The organism is Cellulosimicrobium sp. EB106-03-01-XG111 (assembly GCF_058792115.1).
In genome coordinates this window covers 64280-82485 of sequence record NZ_JBYTEQ010000016.1, presented here as the reverse complement: position 1 = coordinate 82485, position 18206 = coordinate 64280, and the positions used below count along the sequence as shown (strand labels likewise).

General features: G+C 72.5%; 16 protein-coding genes and 1 tRNA gene. 8 read left to right on the top strand and 9 right to left on the bottom strand.

The annotated features are described in order from the left end of the window. The first annotated feature begins 191 nt into the window (after positions 1-191). From AC3WT4_RS13500 to AC3WT4_RS13485, 4 genes are read left to right on the top strand one after another with little or no spacing between them, the layout of a single operon-like run. Complete coding sequence (locus AC3WT4_RS13500) at positions 192-992, top strand: DUF881 domain-containing protein (protein ID WP_257418722.1); 801 nt, start codon at positions 192-194, stop codon at positions 990-992. Further along, a complete protein-coding gene (locus tag AC3WT4_RS13495; RefSeq protein ID WP_492315677.1) occupies positions 989-1768 on the top strand; it encodes a class E sortase in 780 nt (259 codons plus the stop codon). Before AC3WT4_RS13500 ends, AC3WT4_RS13495 begins: the two co-directional genes overlap by 4 nt. After that, positions 1768-1962 (top strand): hypothetical protein, encoded by a 195-nt coding sequence (locus AC3WT4_RS13490; protein ID WP_034650515.1) that lies wholly within the window; start codon positions 1768-1770, stop codon positions 1960-1962. The genes AC3WT4_RS13495 and AC3WT4_RS13490 overlap by 1 nt, the downstream gene beginning before the upstream one ends. Then, the gene (locus tag AC3WT4_RS13485) at positions 1959-2618 is read left to right on the top strand and encodes an aminodeoxychorismate/anthranilate synthase component II (protein WP_492315676.1); all 660 of its coding nucleotides are present in this window, start codon (positions 1959-1961) and stop codon (positions 2616-2618) included. Before AC3WT4_RS13490 ends, AC3WT4_RS13485 begins: the two co-directional genes overlap by 4 nt. A 117-nt stretch (positions 2619-2735) precedes the next feature. Here AC3WT4_RS13485 and pknB read toward each other — a convergent pair whose 3' ends face one another. From pknB to AC3WT4_RS13450, 7 genes are all read right to left on the bottom strand, one after another. Next, on the bottom strand, positions 2736-4799 hold the full coding sequence (gene pknB / locus AC3WT4_RS13480) for a Stk1 family PASTA domain-containing Ser/Thr kinase (protein ID WP_492315675.1): 2064 nt from the start codon (positions 4797-4799) through the stop codon (positions 2736-2738). A gap of 110 nt (positions 4800-4909) precedes the next feature. Continuing rightward, on the bottom strand, positions 4910-6607 hold the full coding sequence (locus AC3WT4_RS13475) for a serine/threonine-protein kinase (RefSeq protein WP_492315674.1): 1698 nt from the start codon (positions 6605-6607) through the stop codon (positions 4910-4912). After that, positions 6604-8070, bottom strand: coding sequence for a peptidoglycan D,D-transpeptidase FtsI family protein (locus tag AC3WT4_RS13470; protein WP_492315673.1), 1467 nt, complete (start codon positions 8068-8070; stop codon positions 6604-6606). Before AC3WT4_RS13470 ends, AC3WT4_RS13475 begins: the two co-directional genes overlap by 4 nt. After that, a complete protein-coding gene (locus AC3WT4_RS13465) occupies positions 8067-9707 on the bottom strand; it encodes an FtsW/RodA/SpoVE family cell cycle protein (protein WP_492315672.1) in 1641 nt (546 codons plus the stop codon). The genes AC3WT4_RS13470 and AC3WT4_RS13465 overlap by 4 nt, the downstream gene beginning before the upstream one ends. Next, positions 9707-11134: a Stp1/IreP family PP2C-type Ser/Thr phosphatase gene (locus AC3WT4_RS13460; RefSeq protein ID WP_108050900.1), complete on the bottom strand. Its 1428-nt coding sequence runs from the start codon at positions 11132-11134 to the stop codon at positions 9707-9709. Before AC3WT4_RS13460 ends, AC3WT4_RS13465 begins: the two co-directional genes overlap by 1 nt. Before the next feature lie 6 nt (positions 11135-11140). Further along, positions 11141-11644: an FHA domain-containing protein FhaB/FipA gene (locus tag AC3WT4_RS13455; protein WP_108050898.1), complete on the bottom strand. Its 504-nt coding sequence runs from the start codon at positions 11642-11644 to the stop codon at positions 11141-11143. A gap of 10 nt (positions 11645-11654) precedes the next feature. Next, entirely contained in the window at positions 11655-12362 is a 708-nt protein-coding gene (locus AC3WT4_RS13450) for an FHA domain-containing protein (RefSeq protein ID WP_021480387.1), read from the bottom strand. A gap of 402 nt (positions 12363-12764) precedes the next feature. On the opposite strand from AC3WT4_RS13450, the gene AC3WT4_RS13445 reads away from it, so the two are divergent. Together AC3WT4_RS13445 and AC3WT4_RS13440 are read left to right on the top strand one after the other, a co-directional pair. Then, positions 12765-12848, top strand: a tRNA-Leu gene (locus AC3WT4_RS13445). A gap of 740 nt (positions 12849-13588) precedes the next feature. Continuing rightward, on the top strand, positions 13589-13999 hold the full coding sequence (locus tag AC3WT4_RS13440) for a hypothetical protein (protein WP_146177766.1): 411 nt from the start codon (positions 13589-13591) through the stop codon (positions 13997-13999). Between the two features lie 3 nt (positions 14000-14002). On the opposite strand, the gene AC3WT4_RS13435 is transcribed toward AC3WT4_RS13440, so the two are convergent. Then, the gene (locus tag AC3WT4_RS13435) at positions 14003-15202 is read right to left on the bottom strand and encodes a hypothetical protein (RefSeq protein ID WP_492315671.1); all 1200 of its coding nucleotides are present in this window, start codon (positions 15200-15202) and stop codon (positions 14003-14005) included. A 640-nt stretch (positions 15203-15842) separates the two neighbouring features. After that, positions 15843-16292: a DUF6389 family protein gene (locus AC3WT4_RS13430; protein WP_492315670.1), complete on the bottom strand. Its 450-nt coding sequence runs from the start codon at positions 16290-16292 to the stop codon at positions 15843-15845. A gap of 90 nt (positions 16293-16382) precedes the next feature. Here AC3WT4_RS13430 and AC3WT4_RS13425 point away from each other — a divergent pair, with 90 nt between their 5' ends. Further along, a complete protein-coding gene (locus AC3WT4_RS13425) occupies positions 16383-16757 on the top strand; it encodes a PadR family transcriptional regulator (RefSeq protein WP_492315669.1) in 375 nt (124 codons plus the stop codon). After that, positions 16757-18133 carry a permease prefix domain 1-containing protein gene (locus AC3WT4_RS13420; protein ID WP_492315668.1) on the top strand — a complete coding sequence of 459 codons (1377 nt, stop codon included), beginning with the start codon at positions 16757-16759 and terminating at the stop codon, positions 18131-18133. Before AC3WT4_RS13425 ends, AC3WT4_RS13420 begins: the two co-directional genes overlap by 1 nt. Positions 18134-18206 lie beyond the last annotated feature (73 nt).

The window sequence follows — 18206 nt, the reverse complement described above, 5'->3', positions numbered from 1 at the left end:
GGGTCCGTCACGATCGTGGACGACGTTCGTCGACTAGCGTAGTGGGCGCACACAATAGGCACGGACACCGCGCGCGGAGGACGTGCCGCGAGGTGTGCGGCGCACGACCTCCAGCACGACACATCCCACGACGCAGACGCACGACGCAGACCGGTCGACGACCGCGTCCGCCCCAGGAAGGAGACGGTCGCGTGAGCACCACGGACCCCGCCGCCACGGGCCCGGACGATCCCGCCGACGCGCCGTCGTCCGTCCCGGGCGGTACGCCGCGCGCGCGCCGGGTGCGGTCCGCCGTGACCGTCGCGCTCGTCCTCGCGCTCGCCGGGCTCATGTTCACGGCCAACGCGCGCCTCGCGCGCGGCGACGAGTCGCGCCACCCGGAGAACCTCGCGCAGCTCGTCGACCGCGAGTCCGACCGCGTCGCCGACCTCGCGACGCAGGTCGACGCCCTGACGGCGGAGGTCGCGGACCTGTCGCGGACGGAGGGCGCGCCCACCGGCGTCGACCCCGACCTCGCGGCGCGGACCGCCGTCTCCGCCGGGACGACGCCCGTCCGCGGCGCCGGCGTGTCCGTCTCGCTCGACGACGCGCCCCCGGACGGCAGCTACCCCGCGGGGATCCGTCCCGACGACCTCGTGGTGCACCAGCAGGACATCCAGTCGGTCGTCAACGCGCTGTGGGCGGGCGGTGCCGAGGCGATGACGCTCCAGGGGCAGCGCGTCACGGCGACGTCGGCGTTCCGCTGCGCGGGCAACATCCTGCTCCTGCACGGCCGCGTCTACTCCCCGCCCTACGTCGTCGAGGCCGTGGGCGACCCCGGGGCGCTGCGCGACGCGCTCGACCGCTCGCCGGGCGTCCAGGTGTACAAGGAGTACGTCGACGCGGTGAACCTCGGCTGGTCCGTCGAGGACGAGAGCGACATCGAGATGCCGGGTTACCAGGGGGCGCTCGAGCTCCGCTACGCGCGCCCGTCCGACGCGGTGGCGTCGTGACCGCGACGAGCCCCGCACCGGCCCGGCACGCGGGGCACCGCGGCACGGGGCGCGGGCCCGTGTCCGCCGTCGTGGGGGTGCTCGGCGAGCTGCTCATCACGCTGGGGATCCTGCTCGGCCTGTACGTCGTCTGGCAGCTCTGGTGGACCGACGTCCAGGCCGACCGGGTCCAGGCGCAGGTGCTCGAGGAGATCCAGGCGCCGACCCCGGACGCCGCGGACGTCGGCACGACGATCCTGCGCGACGACCCGCCCGTGCCCGCCGCGCCGGCGCTCGGCGAGGTGTGGGGCACGCTCTACGTGCCGCGCTGGGACGGCAAGATGATGCCGATCGCGGAGGGTACCGACAAGCGGTCGATCCTCGACCGGGCCATGGCCGGGCACTACCCCGAGACCGTCATGCCGGGCGCCGTCGGGAACTTCTCCCTGGCCGGGCACCGGCAGACGTACGGCAAGATCTTCCACGACGTCGAGGAGCTCGAGATCGGCGACCCGATCGTCGTCGAGGCCGGCGGCACCTGGTACGTCTACCGCGTCGACCACATGCAGGCCGTGAAGCCCGACCAGGTCGAGGCGATCGCTCCCGTCCCGTGGCAGCCCGGCGTCGAGCCCACCGAGCGGTACCTCACGCTGACGACGTGCCACCCGATCGGCCTCAACTCCCTCGTCGCGCGGTACATCGTCAACGCGAAGTTCGACTACTGGATGCCCGTCGAGGACGGCACGCCGCCGGAGCTCGTCGGCCAGACCGCTCCCGCCGCCGAAGGAGGCTCGTGATGTACGGGGCGCTGTGGCGCGTGCTGCCCGGCCCGGCGTGGCTGCGGGTGCTGATCCTGCTCGTCCTCGCGGCCGCCGTCGTGCTCGCGTGCTTCGAGTGGCTGTTCCCGCTCGTGTCCGAGTACATGCCGTTCAACGACCCCAACATCCAGACCGACGCCGCCGGCGCAGCGTCCGTGGAGGCCCCGCGATGACCCACCAGACCCGCATCCTCGTCGTGGACAACTACGACTCGTTCGTCTACACGATCGTCGGCTACCTCGACCAGCTGGGCGCCGAGACCGTCGTCGTGCGCAACGACGCGGTGCCGGAGCCCGACGCCGACGGCCGCTTCCGCGACGCCGACGGCACCGTGTTCGACGGCGTCCTGGTCTCCCCCGGGCCCGGCACGCCGAAGGAGGCGGGGCAGAGCGAGCACGTCATCCGCACGTGCGCCGCGTCGCGCACGCCGATGCTCGGCGTGTGCCTCGGCCACCAGGCCCTCGCCGAGGTGTACGGCGCGACGGTCACGCACGCGCCCGAGCTCATGCACGGCAAGACGAGCCTCGTGGAGCACGAGGGCGAGGGCGTGCTCGCGGGCCTCCCCCTCCCGTTCACCGCGACGCGGTACCACTCGCTCGCCGTCGTGACCGACACCGTGCCCGCCGAGCTCGAGGTGACGGCGACGACCGCCGGGGGCGTCATCATGGGCCTCCAGCACAAGGAGCTGCCGCTGCACGGCGTCCAGTTCCACCCGGAGTCGGTGCTCACCGAGGGCGGCCACCGCCTGCTCGCGAACTGGCTCGAGGCGTGCGGCCTCGAGGGCGCCGTCGAGCGCTCCGCGGGCATGGCGCCGCTCGTGCGCCAGTAGGGAGCACCGCGCGGCGCCGACCCCGGCCGCCACCCCGCGGCTCCCCCGCACGACGACGGGCCCTCACCTCCGTGGAGGTGAGGACCCGTCGTCGTCGATGGCCCGGGGGGCGGAGGGTCAGCCCTCGCCGTCTCCGCCGTTGCCCCCGCCGTTCCCGTTGCCCCCGCCGTTGTTCCCGCCGCCCCCGTTCGACGGTCCAGGCCCGGTCGAGACGATGAGCCGTACCTCTGAGCCGACCTCGAGCTCGGTCCCGCCCCGCGGGTCGGACCCGATGACCGTCCCGGCCGGCCACTGCTCGGACTCCTGGGTCTGCCGTGCCCCGGGGACGAGCCCGGCCCCGCCCAGCGCCTCGATGGCCTGCTCCTCGGTCATGCCGGCCAGGTTCGTCGGCACCGTCGTCGTCTCCGCTGCGCGCGGGACGGCCACATTGAGGGTCACGCTCGACCCCTGCGGGACGCTGCCCGCGTTGGGCTGCTGCGAGAGCACCTGGTTCTCCGGCTCGTCGGACTCCTCGTCGCTGCGGTCGACCTTCAGGCCGAGCGCCTCGACGGTCGACTTCGCGGCGTCGAACTGCTGGCCCGTGACGTCCGGCAGGGCCACCAGGCCGCTCGACACGTAGAGGTTGACCGTCGAGCCCGCGGGCACGGACTGTCCGGCGCCGGGGTCGGTCTTCGTCACCGCGCCCTTGGGGACGTCCGGGGAGTCCTCGGTGTTGACGTCGCCGACGTTGAGCCCGGCGTCGGAGAGGTACTGCCGGGCCTCCTCCTGCGTCTTGCCCTTGAGATCCTGGATGGTGACGGCGTCGGGACCGGCCGAGAAGAAGGCGGTGACGGTCACCCCCAGCTCCTGGGTGGTGCCGCCGGCAGGGTCCGTCCGGGTGAACGTGCCCTCGGGCTCCGTGGAGTCCTGGTCGATCGCCTGTGCGTACTCGAAGCCCGCCTCGGTGATCCTCTGCTCGGCCTCCGCGGGCGTGACGCCTGCCGACAGGGTCGGGACGGTGCCGGTCGTCGGCTCGTCCTCGCCCTGGCTGTTGATGACGATCATCGTGATGATCGCGGCGAGCGCGAGCACGCCGATCGCGATGAGCGTCCACATGAGGCCCTTGCGGCTCTTGGGCTCCTCCTCGTCTTCGCCCGGGGGCTGCTCCCCGGGCGGGACGGCGGGCGCCGCGCTGGTCGCCCAAGGGTTCGCGGCGGCGGCGGCCGGGGTCATGACCTGCGTCGCGGACTCGACCATCGTCGGCTGGAGGTCGGCGGCCGCGGCGGCGGCACCGAGCCCCGCGGCGGCGGCCGCGACGCCGAGGGCCGGGGCCGTGATGGACCCTCCGCGCACCGCGTTCTCGAGGTCGGCCCGGAACTCGGCCGCGCTCGAGTACCGCGCGGTGCGGTCCTTGGCGAGCGCCTTGAGCGTGATGCGGTCGAGCACCTCGGGCACGTCTGGAGCGATCGCGCTCGGCGTGGCGGGCGCCTCGCGCACGTGCTGGTAGGCGACCGCGACGGGCGAGTCACCGATGAACGGCGGGCGCCCCGTGAGCAGCTCGTAGAGCAGGCAGCCGGTCGAGTACAGGTCGGAGCGCGCGTCGACCGTCTCGCCGCGCGCCTGCTCCGGGGAGAGGTACTGGGCGGTGCCGATGACGGCCTGCGTCTGCGTCATGGTGGCCGCGGAGTCGGCGACCGCGCGGGCGATGCCGAAGTCCATGACCTTCACGGCGCCGGTCGGCGTGATCATGACGTTGGCGGGCTTGATGTCGCGGTGGACGATCCCGGCGTGGTGCGAGTACTCGAGCGCCGCCAGGACGCCCGCGGTGATCTCGACGGCCTCGTCGATGGGCACGGCCTGGCCGTCGCGCAGGATGTCCCGCACGGTGTGGCCCTCGACGTACTCCATGACGATGAACGGCACGTGCACCGAGTTCCCGGTGGCGTCCTCGTGCACGTCCTCGCCCGTGTCGTAGACCGCGACGATGGCCGGGTGGTTCAGCGACGCCGCCGCCTGCGCCTCGCGCCGGAAGCGTGCGAGGAACGACGGGTCGCGTGCGAGGTCGGAGCGCAGGATCTTGATCGCGACGGTACGACCGAGGCGGTTGTCGTGGCCGATGTGCACCTCGGCCATGCCACCACGGCCGATGAGCTCACCGACCTGGTAGCGCCCGGCAAGCACTCGGGGAGCGTTGTCCACCACTCATTCGTCCTTCGGTGTCGTCGGAGCCGCGGGCGCGTCCGCCCGTGGCACAGCTGGCGCAATCATCCCACCCGGAGCCCTGCGGTCACGCGGGGAACAGCACGATGTCGTCACGATGTCACCCGTCCGGGGAGCGTCTCGGCGTCGGGCACGGCGACCTCGACGGAGGTCTCGGCGCCCCGCACGGGGGCGGCGTCGCCGCCGTCGCCGTCCCGGTCCCCGAGCGTGGCGATCGTCGCGATCACCAGCACGAGCAGGAGACCCAGGAGGGCGACGAGGGGCCACGTCAGGCCGTTGGGCAGGCCACCCAGGCGGCGGCCCGTCGTGGTCGACGTGCGGCGCCCCGCGGAGCGTGAGGGTACCGGTGCCGACTGCGACTGACGGCGCGCCTCGGCGCGGGTCGCGGGGGCGACGGGCTCGACGCGCGTCGGGCTCGCCGGACGCCCGGGGGCGCCGGCCGGGCGCGTGCCCGCGCGGGTGGGCTGCGGCCGTCGTGAGGAGCGCGTCGGACCGTGCATCTCGCGTCGCGGCGGGTACGAGCGCGGGGCGGCCGGGTCGTCCGCCGGGGCGGCGGGGACGGGGCGTTCCCACGGGAGGGCGGGGCCGGGCGCGGCGTCGTCCGGGGCGGGCGGTGCCGGGGGGACGGGCTCGGCGGTCGCCGGGACCGTCCCGCCGTGCCGGCCGAGCGGCCGGACGTGGGTCGCGTCGTCGTCGGGCGGCCCGGGCGGGGTGCCGGCCGACGGCGGCGGCGCGTCCGCCGTCTCCCCCGCCGACGCGGCGTGCGCGGCACGGCGCGGCTCGGGGGCGACCCACGGGCTCGTCGGGTCGGGCGCGTGCGGGTCGCGCACCGCGGCCGGGATGACGAGCGGGGTGATGACGGGTGCCGGGTCCGGCTCGAGCGCGGGGACGTCGTCGGCGGTGGTGCGGGCCCGGCGCGCGCGGCGCGTGGGGGCTGGCGCCCCCGTGCGGGCGGACCAGGGGTCGCTCGCGAGGCGCGCGCCGATGCCCTCGAAGACGCGCGCGAGCGCGTCGGCCGGGTGAGGCCGCGCCAGCGGGTCCTTGGCGAGCATGACCATGACGAGCTCGCCGAGCTCCGGGTCGACCGACGTGGGCAGCGGCGGCACCGGCTCGTTGACGTGCGCGACCGCGATGTCGACCGGCGTGGACCCCGTGAACGGCCGGTTCCCCGCGATCGACTCGTACGCGACGATGCCGAGCGCGTAGATGTCCGAGGCGCCGGTCGCGGCCTGGCCGACCGCCTGCTCGGGCGAGAGGTACTGGGCCGTGCCCATGACCATGCCCGTCGCGGTCATCGGGACCTGGTTGGCCGCGAGCGAGACCCCGAAGTCGGTGATCTTCACCGTGCCGGAGCGGTCGATGAGGATGTTGCCCGGCTTGACGTCCCGGTGCACGACGCCGGACAGGTGGGCGGCGTGCAGCGCGCGGGCGGTCTGCGCGAGGATCGGGAGGAGCCGCGCGGGCGGGAGCACCGGCTCGCGCTCCAGCAGGTCCGCCATGGGCTCGCCCACGACGAGCTCCATGACGAGGTACCCGGAGCCGTTGGTCTCGCCGTAGTCGTACATCTGCGCGATGTTGGGGTGCGAGAGGGCCGCGCTGTTGCGGGCCTCGGTGCGCAGGCGGTTGAGGAAGTCCTCGTTCCCCGCGTACTCGCTCCGCAGGACCTTGACCGCGACCTCGCGGCCGAGCGCGTCGTCGGCCGCGACCCACACCTCGCCCATGCCGCCGACGGCGATGCGCCGCACCAGGCGGTAGCGGTTGCCGAGCGTCAGCCCCCGGACCGGCTTCATCCGTTCAACACCGCCTCCATGACGGCGCGGGCGATCGGCGCGGCGATCGCGCCGCCCGTCGCCTCGTTGCCCATCGAGCCGCCGTTCTCGACGATGACCGCGACCGCGACCTGGGGGTCGTCGGCGGGGGCGAAGCTCGTGAACCACGCGTGCGGAGCGGCCTCGCCACCCGTCTCGGCGGTGCCCGTCTTGCCCGCGACCTGCACGCCCGGGATCTGCGCCGACTTGCCGGAGCCGTTCTGCACGACGCCCAGCATCATCTGGGTGAGCTGCTCCGCCGTCGACGGGGAGACCGAGGTGCGCAGACGGCGCGGCTCCGACTGCCGGACGACGTCGAGGTCGGGGTTGCGGATCGTCTCCACCGTGTACGGGGCCATCTGCACGCCGTCGTTCGCGATCGCGGCGGCGACCATCGCCATCTGGAGCGGCGTGACCTTGACCTCGCCCTGGCCGATGCCGGCGCGCGCGATCCCGGCGGCGTCCGCGCCCGGCGTGCCCTCGGCGGGGAAGCGGCTCGGCGTGACGTCCATGGGGATCTCGAGCGAGGCGTCGAAGCCGAAGTCCTCGGCCTGGTCGCGCATCGCGTCCTCGCCGAGGGTCATGGCGAGGTCGCCGAACGCGGTGTTGCACGAGATGCGCAGCGCGTCCGCGAGGGTCATCTCGCCCGTGGGCGAGCAGCGCGTGCCGCCGAAGTTCTTCATCGTCTGCGTCGACTGGGGGTACGGCAGCTCGTCCGGCGCCGGGATCACGGTCTCGGCCGTGTACTGCCCGCTCTCGAGCGCCGCGGCCGAGGTGACGATCTTGAACGTCGAGCCCGGCGGGTACGTGTTGCCGCGGATGGCCCGGTTCGACATCGGGTTGCCCTCGGCGTTGAGCAGCTCCTGGTAGCGCTGGCGCGCGAGGGCGGTGTCGTGCGTCGCGAGCTCGTTCGGGTCGTAGCTGGGCTTGGACACGAGCGCGAGGACGCGGCCCGTCTTCGGCTCGATCGCGACGACGGCGCCGCGCTGGTCGCCCAGCGCGTCCCAGGCGGCCTGCTGGGCGGCCGGGTCGATCGTCAGCTCGACGGACGCGCCCTGCGGCTGCTGCCCGGTGAAGAGCGCGCTCAGGCGGTCGAGCCACAGCGAGCTCGCCTCGCCGTTGAGGTAGTCGTTCTCCTTGTCCTCGATCTCCGTGCGCCCGTTGGTGAGCGACAGGAAGCCGGAGACCGGCGCGTAGAGCGGGCCGTTCGAGTACTGGCGCTGGAAGCCGAACGCGTCGTCCACCGGGGTCGAGGACGCGATGGCGTCGCCCGCGACGACGATCGGGCCGCGGAACTTGTTGTACTCGCGGTAGATGGTGCGGGCGTTGCGCGAGTCGTTGTTGAGCGAGTCGGCCTGGACGAACTGGATGTACGTCGTCGACACCATGAGCGCGAGGAACATCACGAGGACGACGGTCGCGACGCGACGCAGGGGGACGTTCACCGGGCTCCTCCCCAGGGGTCGCGGTCGGTCTCGGTGGCGGCGTCCGGTCGGCGGACGACCTCCGTGCGCAGGTCGTCGGGGTGGTCGGGGACCTCCCCGGTGCGGCCGACCGCGGGCTGGACGCCCGTCGTCGCGCGCGTGGGGCCGGTGGCGGGACCGGGGACGGTGGGCGCGCCGACCGTGGTGGGTGCGTCGTCGGGCAGGGCGCCCACGGCCGCGCCGCCGCCCACGACCGCGACCGGGTCCGAGTCGGTGCGGCTGCGCGCCCCGCCGGGCGCGACCTGCCCGCGCACGGGCAGGGAGGAGGGGCGGCGCGCGTCGTCCGAGATGCGCAGCAGCAGCCCCACGACGAGCCAGTTCGCGAGGAGCGACGACCCGCCCTGGGCGACGAACGGCATGGTCAGGCCGGTGAGCGGGATGATCCGCGTGATCCCGCCGACCACGACGAAGAGCTGCCACGCCATGACGAACGCGAGGCCGCCCGCGAGCAGCTTGCCGAACCCGTCGCGCACGCCGATCGCGGTGCGCAGGCCACGCTCCACGAGCACGAGGTAGGCGAGCAGGATGCCGATGAGGCCCGTGAGCCCGAGCTCCTCGCCGAGCGACGCGTAGATGAAGTCCGAGAACGCGTACGGGACCGTGCGCGGGTAGCCCGCGCCCCACCCCGTGCCGAAGAGGCCGCCGTTGCCGAGCGAGAACAGGCCGCCCACGAGCTGGCCCGAGCCACCCGGGCTGCGGCCGAAGATCTCCGGGTCGAACGGGTGCAGCCACACGTCGACGCGCGCCTGCACGTGCCCGAAAGTCGATGCCGCGAGCACCGCGCCGACCGCGATGAGGAGCAGACCGATGACGACCCAGCTCACGCGCTCGGTCGCGATGTAGAGCATCGCGACGAACAGGCCGAAGAACAGGAGCGAGGTCCCGAGGTCGCGCTCGAACACGAGGATCGCGAGCGAGACGAGCCAGACGATGATGATCGGCCCGAGGTCGCGCAGGCGCGGGAGCTGGAGGCCGAGCACACGGGGGCCGGCGAGCGCGAGCGTGTCGCGGTTCGTCACGAGGTACCCCGCGAAGAAGATCGCGAACGCGACCTTGGCGAACTCGGCCGGCTGGAGCGAGAAGCCGAACAGGTTGATCCAGATCTGGGCGCCGTTGATGCGGGTGCCCAGACCCGGGACGAGCGGCAGCGCGACGAGCACGATGCCCGCGATCATCGCGGTGTACGTGTAGCGGCGCAGGGTGCGGTGGTCGCGCAGGAACCAGACGAGGGCGAACGCGCAGAGGATGCCGAGCGCTGTCCACTGGAGCTGGCGCGGCGCGAGGTCCTGGGTGCCGCCCGTGACCTGCGAGCCCAGGTCGAGGCGGAAGATCATGGCGAGGCCGATGCCGTTGAGCGCGACGGCGATCGGCAGGATCACCGGGTCCGCGTACGGCGCCTTGAAGCGCAGCAGCACGTGCGCGGCGCCCGCGAGCACCACCGTCCCGACGCTGTACACGTAGAAGCGGCCCGGGAGCTCGCCCGTGAGCTGCAGACCCACGAGCGCGTACGCCCCGATGCCCAGCGCGAGCGCGAGGACGAGCAGACCGAGCTCCGCACCCCGGCCGGGGCGCACCTCGGTGGTCTCCACCGTGGCCATCAGGCCCCCGAGCCGGCGCCGTCGGCGGGCGCCGGGGTCACGCTCGGCGCGTCGGCTTCCGGGGTCCCCGTCGCCGCGCCGTCCGTGGTCCCGTCCGGCGTGTCGGTCGAGCCGTCGGTCGCGGGGGTCTCGGTGGTGTCCTCCGCGGCCTCGGCGACCAGCCGCTCCGCGCGGGCGCGGGCGTCCTCGAGCGACTCCGCGGGGATCGTGGTCTCCAGGCGGTCGACGACGTAGCCCGGCAGGTCGTCGACGCGCGTGCCCGTGAGCTCGATCGGGGTCGACAGCGTGACCGGGCCCGCGTTCTCGGGGATGCCCCGGAACACCGCGACCTGGCCGTCGGCGACGCCCACGTAGTACTGCGACTGCGTCCAGCGGTAGCCCGCCCAGCCGGCGGCGCCCAGGCCCGCGACCACGAGCAGGATCGCGACCACGGTGATCCAGCGCCGGGGGGCGCGACCGGGGCGCACGTCGTCCTCGTCGTCGCCGGAGCCCTCGACGGCGGTCCGGGCCTCCGCACCGTCCTCGTCCGGCGCGTCGGCGTCCGGTTCCTCGGTCGGTGCGGTCGCCTTCGTGCTCGCCATGAGCGCGGCGGCGCGGGCCGCCGGGCCGTCCGCGGCCGACGTCGGGGCGTCGCGGTCGATCGCCGCGGACCCCACGACCTGCGCGCCCGTGCCGGGCGCCCCGCCGTCGGGCAGGGCGTCGACGTCCACGACGTCCGCGACGACGACCGTCACGTTGTCCGTGCTGCCCGCGCGCAGCGCGAGCTGGAGCAGGTGGTCGGCGCACGCGTCGACGTCGTCCGTCTCGGTGAGCGTCTGCGCGATGGTCTCCTGGCTGACGAAGCCCGAGAGGCCGTCCGAGCACAGGAGCCACCGGTCGCCCGGCTTCGCCTCGCGCACGGACATGTCCGGCGTGAGGTCGATGTCGAAGTCGCCCAGCACGCGCATGACGACGTTGCGCTGCGGGTGGGTCTCCGCCTCGTCCGCCGAGATGCGCCCCGTGTCGACGAGGTGCTGGACGAACGTGTGGTCCGTCGTGACCTGGTTCAGCTCGCCGTCGCGCAGCAGGTAGGCGCGCGAGTCGCCGAGGTGCGCCATGGCGAGCTTGTTGCCCGCGCGCAGGATCGCGGTGACGGTCGTGCCCATGCCGACCAGCTCCGGGTCGGTCACGCTGCGGTCCACGAGGTCCTGACGGGCGTGGTCGATCGAGCGCTCGAGCTCGGCCAGCGCGTCGTCCGGGCCGTGCGACTCGCCGTCGAGCGGGGCGAGCGCGGCGATCGCGATGGACGACGCGACGTCGCCCCCCGCGTGGCCGCCCATGCCGTCCGCGACGACGAGCAGGTGCGGGCCCGCGTAGCCGGAGTCCTGGTTGTTGGAGCGCACGAGCCCGACGTCGGAGCGCGCGGCGTAGCGCAGGGCGATGTTCACTGCGGGCTACCTCTGCAGCTCGACGACGGACTGACCGATCCGCACCCGCGTCCCCGGGCCCAGGGGGGTGACCTGGGCGATCCGCTGGTCCTCGACGTAGGTGCCGTTCGTGGAGCCGAGGTCCTCGACGAACCAGGACCCGTGCTGCGGGAAGATGCGGGCGTGGCGCGACGACGAGTAGTCGTCGTCGAGGACGAGCGTGCAGCTCGGCGCGCGGCCGATGAGGATCGACGACGTCGTGAGCGGGATCGTCGTGCCGGTCAGCGGGCCGGCGGTGACGACGAGCCGCGACGGGCCCGCGGGCGTGGCGGGCCGCGAGGGCTCCGGCGCGGCCGGGGTGGGGCCCGACGTCGGGCGGGCGGCGGGTGCGGGACCGCCCTTCTTGCCGCGGCGCGGCGTGATCTTCGTGCCGTACAGGTCCCGACGCAGCACACCGATCGCGGAGAGCACGAACACCCAGAGCAGCACCAGGTAGCCCAGCCGGAGCAGGGTGAACGTGAGATCGGTCATGCGGGCCGGATCACCACTCCTCGTTGTCGGACGCGCCGGTCCAGAACATGATGCGGGTCCGGCCGATCGTCAGGGAGTTCCCGTCGAGCAGCGTCGCGGCCGGCACCTGGTGGCCCTCGACGAACAGCCCGTTCGTGGAGCCGAGGTCCGTCGCGATCACGCCCTCCGGGGTCACGCGGATCTCGAGGTGGCGCCGCGAGACGCCCGGGTCGTCGACGACGATGTCGGCCTCCGAGCCGCGGCCGATCACCGTGACCGGGCCGGTGAGCAGGTAGCGCTGCCCGTCGATGTCGACGAGCGGGTGGCGCGTGCTCGGGGACGCCGTCGTGGCGGGTGCGACGTTGCCGCGCACGCTCGCCGAGCGGAGCTGGAAGCGGCCCACGTCGAGCGTGTCGTTCTGCTCGAAGCTCACGCTCACGGGGCCGACGAACGCGTAGTGCTGCGACGCGGCGTACTGGGTGACGTTCGACGCCAGCTCGTCGGCGAGCGTCTCCGCGCCCCACCCCTCGACCTGGCCGAAGTCGTCCACCGACAGCTCGATGGTGAACTCGTTGGGCACGACCGTGCGCTCGCGGTCGACGACGGCGGCGCGGTCGTCGACCTCGCGCCGCAGCGCGCTCGCGAGCTCGACGGGCTTGACCTCGCTGCGTCCCACCTTGGCGAAGGCGTTGTTCACGACGCGCTCGACGCCCTTCTCGAAGCGGTCCAGGACTCCCATGCCACCTCCTCCCTCGTGCTCGCTCGTGCCGCGGCTCGCGCCGCGCGGATCTCGTCTGCTCTGCCGGCGCCCTCTCCGGTGGCCCCCCGCGCGCACCCGCGTCCGGGCAGACTACCTAGATCGTATCGATCGCGTCGGACCAGCAGGCCCGTTTCGCCGGACGATTACCGGACGGATGTGGCGCTTTCGTGGCGGAGCGTGTGAACGTCGGGCGTCCGCTCCCCCGCCGAGCACGAGGTTGCTGTCGTCTCGCCGCTCTTCCCAGGAAGAACGGCATGCTCGAGGGCGATGAAGGTCGTGGTCGACGACGGGCCCGCGCCGCGGTGCGTCCGGGTGGCGGGCGTCACGCACGACGGCGCGGTGCCGGTCGGTCCCTCGCGTCGTGCTAGTCTTCTGCGGCACGCGCGAGTGGCGGAATAGGCAGACGCGCACGGTTCAGGTCCGTGTGCCCGAAAGGGCGTGGGGGTTCAACTCCCCCCTCGCGCACGTGAACGAGGGTTTCGACTTCTCAGTCGGAGGACCTTCGGAAAGTCCCGGTCAGGTGATCCTGGCCGGGACTTCTGCGTTCCGGGTCAGTGCGGAGCGGTGGACGACGGCGTTCGCCGGTTCTGGGCGTGGCCGACCAGGGCCCTGGCGGTGCTTGGGTGAGTCGAGCGGTGTGTGGAGGCGTCTGAGGGCGCATCGGGCGTCGCGCGGGCTGTGGTTCGGTGCCTGGTGCTGTTGCCGCGTGACCACGAAGCTGTCATGGTCTTCGGTGCGGTCCGCCGGTGAGACGTCGGACGCGCCGATCAAGGTACGAGCTGCGGCGTCGGCGGATCGGCAGGATCGAGGACGTACGGATCACGTATGCATCGTGGCGGACGTGTGAACGCATGTCTGCCACGAACTGCGCTGGACGCCTCGACTGGCCACGCTTAGCGTCCACTCACAGGTCGGGCGACATCCTGCATCCGTGGGTCCGAGATGAGGGCTACCCGTCGACCATCCACTGCGGCTTGGCCCGGTGGCTTCGAGGTGCACCGTCGAGTCCGGTCTCTCGACGGTGAAAGCCACGAGGCGCCCCGCCGCTCGTCGGCAACGTCAAGGACTGGCGAAGACCGACCGCCTTGCGTGCCACCCGCTTGGGCGCCGTGCCGAGCGCAAGCGGTCGAGGGTGCGCCGGGGCCCCCGCGGAAACCGCGGGTGAAGCGCCCTCAGCCCGTCACCCGTCGCGTAGCATCGGGGCCATGGCTCAGCCGCAGGGGAATTCAACCGGTGCGATCACTCCTGGACCACGAGGGAACGGTGCGCTCGCGCTCCTGTCAATCCTCGCGCTGTTCCTCGGGTTCTTCGCAGCCGTTTCGCCCGTGGCAATCGAGCAATTTCGGTACGGCGGCTCGGGCACACTCCCGTGCGTCATGGGGCAGGCGATCCCGCCCGGCTTCGACGCCGATGTCGACCCGGTGAGTGGGACCTACTCGCTCTTTCCGGCGCGCGTCAATTGCCAGTGGCGGATGCCCGACGGCAGCGAGCTGCGCACATCACGCACCATCAGCACTGCCAGCACCGTGCTCACGATCACTTGTGGCGGACTCGGGATCGCCGGCCTGACCGTCGCGGAAACACGCCGAGCCCGCCACAAGCGCGCTATCCGCTAGGCGTCACGTCGTCCCCGAGCCATCTCCGCACAGCCAAGGGGCCCCGACCTGCGTGCGCGAGCCCTTAGCCCAGTTGTAGCACCCTGGGAACTGCCCGATCAGGCCCGTCGAAGCCTGCGGCAGCAGGAACGCCGAGACCTGGTCGCCATACCCTGGATAAGGCCAGCCCGCCCCAGTGTTCAGCCCCATGCAGTGGCTCGCGGGCGACATGAGACCACAGTCGTCCGTGATGCCCTGGTAATACCCGCCCGCAGGATTTCGTGCAACACTACCCTTGTTCGTCCGGATGACGGTCTGAATAACGTAGTACCCATTCGGGTCGAGGGATATGTTCCGCGGGTAGCCGATGCCAATCGTCATACTCTGCGTGTCACACTCGTCGAAAGTATCAACCCAGTCCCAATACGCACCGATCGATGCCTTGTTGAGTGCCGCCTGGGAATTAAAGATCGACCAGGAGATGATCCCGTCGTTGCTCGATGTCGAGCGCCCTGCCCAGAACGCGCGCTGATACCCGCTTGGGCAGAGCGGGCGTAGCGACGAGCCCATGGCCGAGTTGAGCATATATGTGTTGATCTCCATTCCCCACCCGCTAGGGAACGCGGTCGGCGTTCCGTACTCCCAGAAGTTGTACGTCGAGATCACCGCCTGGTTGTTCATCTGGTTCATCGCCCCGACCTCCATGTAGGTCGGGACCCACGACCCTGCCGCTCGCAGCTGCGGCCCTCCGTTCGCGGGAGGTTCACTCTCCGCGCGCTCGACGACCTCGCCGTCCTCGTTGACCGGAGGCGCGTCGAACGGGGCCAGACCTGCCGCGAGATCGACGATCTCGACACCCACCGCCACTCGACTCACCTCGGCGCTCGCGGCCTGCGGCGCCAGGACCACGCCCACGATCTCGGCCTCTGTTCCGTAGTCTCCCAGGAAGTCATCCTTGAACTGCGCGACGTCCTCGGCGCCATTGGGGTAGAACTCCCCTTCCACGCCATCCTGCTCGAATCGGTAGCCCATTGGCGCAACTGGCAGTTGAGCCGCCGCCTCGACGATCGCGTCGATGCTCACCGGGTGCTCGAGACGCACGGTGGTCGGGTAGTCGGCCACGTCGCGGCCAGCCGGCTGGGCCACCCGATCCGCATTCTCTTGATTTGCCGTGGCCGGCGTGATACCTGTCGCCACGAGCGAACCGGCCGCGAGCGCGGCCATCAGACACCTTCGCATGTTGTTCAAGACTGCTCCTTTGGTTGCCTCGACGAACGTGCAGAGCTTGTCTATCAGCAAGATCGCTGCTGCGCGGGGGACTCGCCCAGCGCGGCATAGACCCACTGCGTGTCGCAGCGCGCAACTGCGCGTCGCGGCGCTCGCGGAGGGCCTGACGCTCGAGAGTGGCGCGATCGGTGGCGGAGTTCGTTCTCGGGTGGCGCGGCAGGAGCTACCCGCGCTCGCCACGACGGCGACCGTGAGAGCCTCGTGGTCCTTCCCGGCACGCCGGTGCGGTCCGCTCGCCGTGCCGGGCGCGAAGGGCGCGAACTCCTCATGCAGTAGCCGGGCCGGCCGAGCAGCCACCACCTATCCCATCACTTGCACACCACTGCGCAATTAGCGATTCGGCAACAGCGCATCGCAAATCCGGCTATCCCGAACGCGGCGGAGTAACATCACAGACACGACTTGCCCGGGCAGACCGGCCATCCGCCGTGAACCTCCCGACGTGGCGAGGTCGCGGTCAGGACGTCCCTGACCGTGACTTTCGCGTTTCCGGGCCCGTGCTCTTCCTCATTCCCGGGCCTTTGCTCTTCCTCCGGGCGGCGCTTCCGGCGGCCTCGCTCGGCTGGGGCGCCACCGCTCACGGCGCCAGCGCGCGCGGCACGGAGGTGCCGTGGCCGTCGTGCCCGTCCACCATGCCCGGCACGCGCGACCTGCCGCGCGCTGCGGCGTCCCACACCTCCACGACCCAGTCGGCGGCGGTGTCGACGACGACGTCGCGCGCGTCGTACGGGGCCCGGCCGGGTGCGACGAGGGGTACGTCCGGGACGGGGCCGTCCTCGCCGTGCACGACCTCGAACAGCGTGCGTTGCGGCGCGATCACCCGGTCGAGCACGGCGGCGTCGGGGCCGTCGAGCGACACGACGACGTCGAACGTGCCCTCGCCGTCCTGGTCGGGGAAGACGGTGACGACGATCTCCTCCGCGCGGTCCGGGAGCGTGTCGACGACGGCGCGCAGGCGGCGCACGGCCTCCGGTGTCCCGGCGTCGAGGTGGCCTCGCACGAGGCGGGCGTGGGTCGCGGCGTCCATCGCGCCACCGTAGCGCCGGGTCGCGCCGCCGAGTCCGACCCTAGAACTGCTAGGGTAGTAACCCCTAGAACAACTAGGCATAGGAGCGCTATGCGTATCGACAAGGACCTCGTGGCCGCCTCGGCCACCCCGCTCGTGCTCGGGATCCTCGCCGACGGCGAGTCCTACGGCTACGCGATCCTCAAGCGCGTGGACGAGCTCTCGGGCGGGCGGATGCAGTGGACCGACGGCATGCTCTACCCGCTGCTGCACCGGCTGGAGCGCCTCGGCCTCGTCGAGGCGTCGTGGGGCACGTCCGACGTCGGCCGGCGCCGCAAGCACTACGCGATCACCGCCGCGGGGCGCGAGGCGCTCGTCGAGCGGCAGGCCCAGTGGGACGTCGTCGCGCACGCGCTCCAGCAGGTGTGGCGCTCCGCCCAGGACGGGCTCCAGAGCTCGCCGCGCGTCGCGGAGGGGTGGGCCTGATGGGCGCCGCGACCGCACCGACCGACGGGGCGAGCCCTGGCCCGCACGCCGCGCTCGAGGCGCAGATCGACCAGTGGCGCGGGTACGTCCGGCGCCGGGAGGCGATCTCCGCCGCGGACGTCGACGAGATGGAGGACCACCTGCGCGAGCGGGTCGAGGACCTCCGTGCCACGGGTCTGGACGACGACGAGGCGTTCCTCGTCGCCGTGAAGCGCATGGGCACGCTCGACGACCTGTCGCGCGAGTTCGCGCAGGAGCACTCCGAGCGCCTGTGGAAGCAGCTCGTCCTCGTGGGAGAGCAACCTGGCCGTACCCGCTCGTGGCGCGAGCTCGCGGTCGTGCTGGGTCTTGCGGTCGCCGCAGGTGTCGCGGTCAAGGTCGCGACGACGCTGCTCGACGAGGAGGCGGTCGCCCTCAACGCCGGCCTCCTCGTGCTCCCGTTCCTCACGGCCTACCTCGCGTGGAAGCGCCAGGTCACGCTGCGCGTCGTCGGCGCGCTCGTCGTCCCGTTCGTCGTGCTGGGCGTCGTCCTCAACGTGTACCCGTTCGAGCCCACGGGCTCGACCCTGGTCCTCGCGGCGCTCGCCGCGCCCGCCACCCTGTGGGCGGTCGTCGGGATCGCGTACGTGGGCGGGCGGTGGCGCTCGGACGCGCGCCGCATGGACTTCGCACGGTTCACGGGCGAGCTCGCCGTCTACTACACGCTCATCGCGCTCGGCGGCGGCGTGCTGCTCGGCCTGACGGCGGGCGTCTTCTCCCTCGCGGGCGTGGACCTCGAGCCCTACCTCGGCGACTGGATCCTGCCGCTGTGCGTCCCGGGCGCGCTCGTCGTCGCCGCGTGGCTCGTCGAGGCGAAGCAGAACGTCGTCGAGAACATCGCTCCCGTGCTGACGCGCGTCTTCACGCCGCTCACGCTCGTCATGCTGGTCGCCGTGTTCGTCGTGCTCGCGACCGCGGGGAACCTCGCGGCCGTCGACCGCGAGCTGCTCATCCTCATGGACGCGATCCTCGTGCTCGTCCTCTGCCTGCTCCTCTACTCCGTGTCGGCGCGCGACCCGCTCGCGCCGCGGTCGCTCTTCGACGGGCTGCAGGTGGTCCTCGTCGTGGCGGCGCTCGCCGTCGACGCGGTCGCGCTGACCGCGATGCTCACGCGCATCGCCGAGTTCGGTGTGAGCCCCAACAAGGCCGCGGCGCTCGGGCTCAACCTGCTGCTGCTCGTCCACCTCGTGTGGTCGGCCGTCCTCGCGACGGCGTTCCTCCGCGGGCGCCGGCCCTTCGCCGACCTCGTCGCGTGGCAGACGCGCTTCCTCCCCGTCTACGCGGCGTGGGCGGCGGTCGTCGCCCTCGTGTTCCCGCCCGTGTTCGGCTTCGTCTGACGGACGGCGGTCGGCCGTCCCCCGGCGTAGCGTGACGGGATGGCCGACCGAACGCCAGGAGGCCCCGTCGACG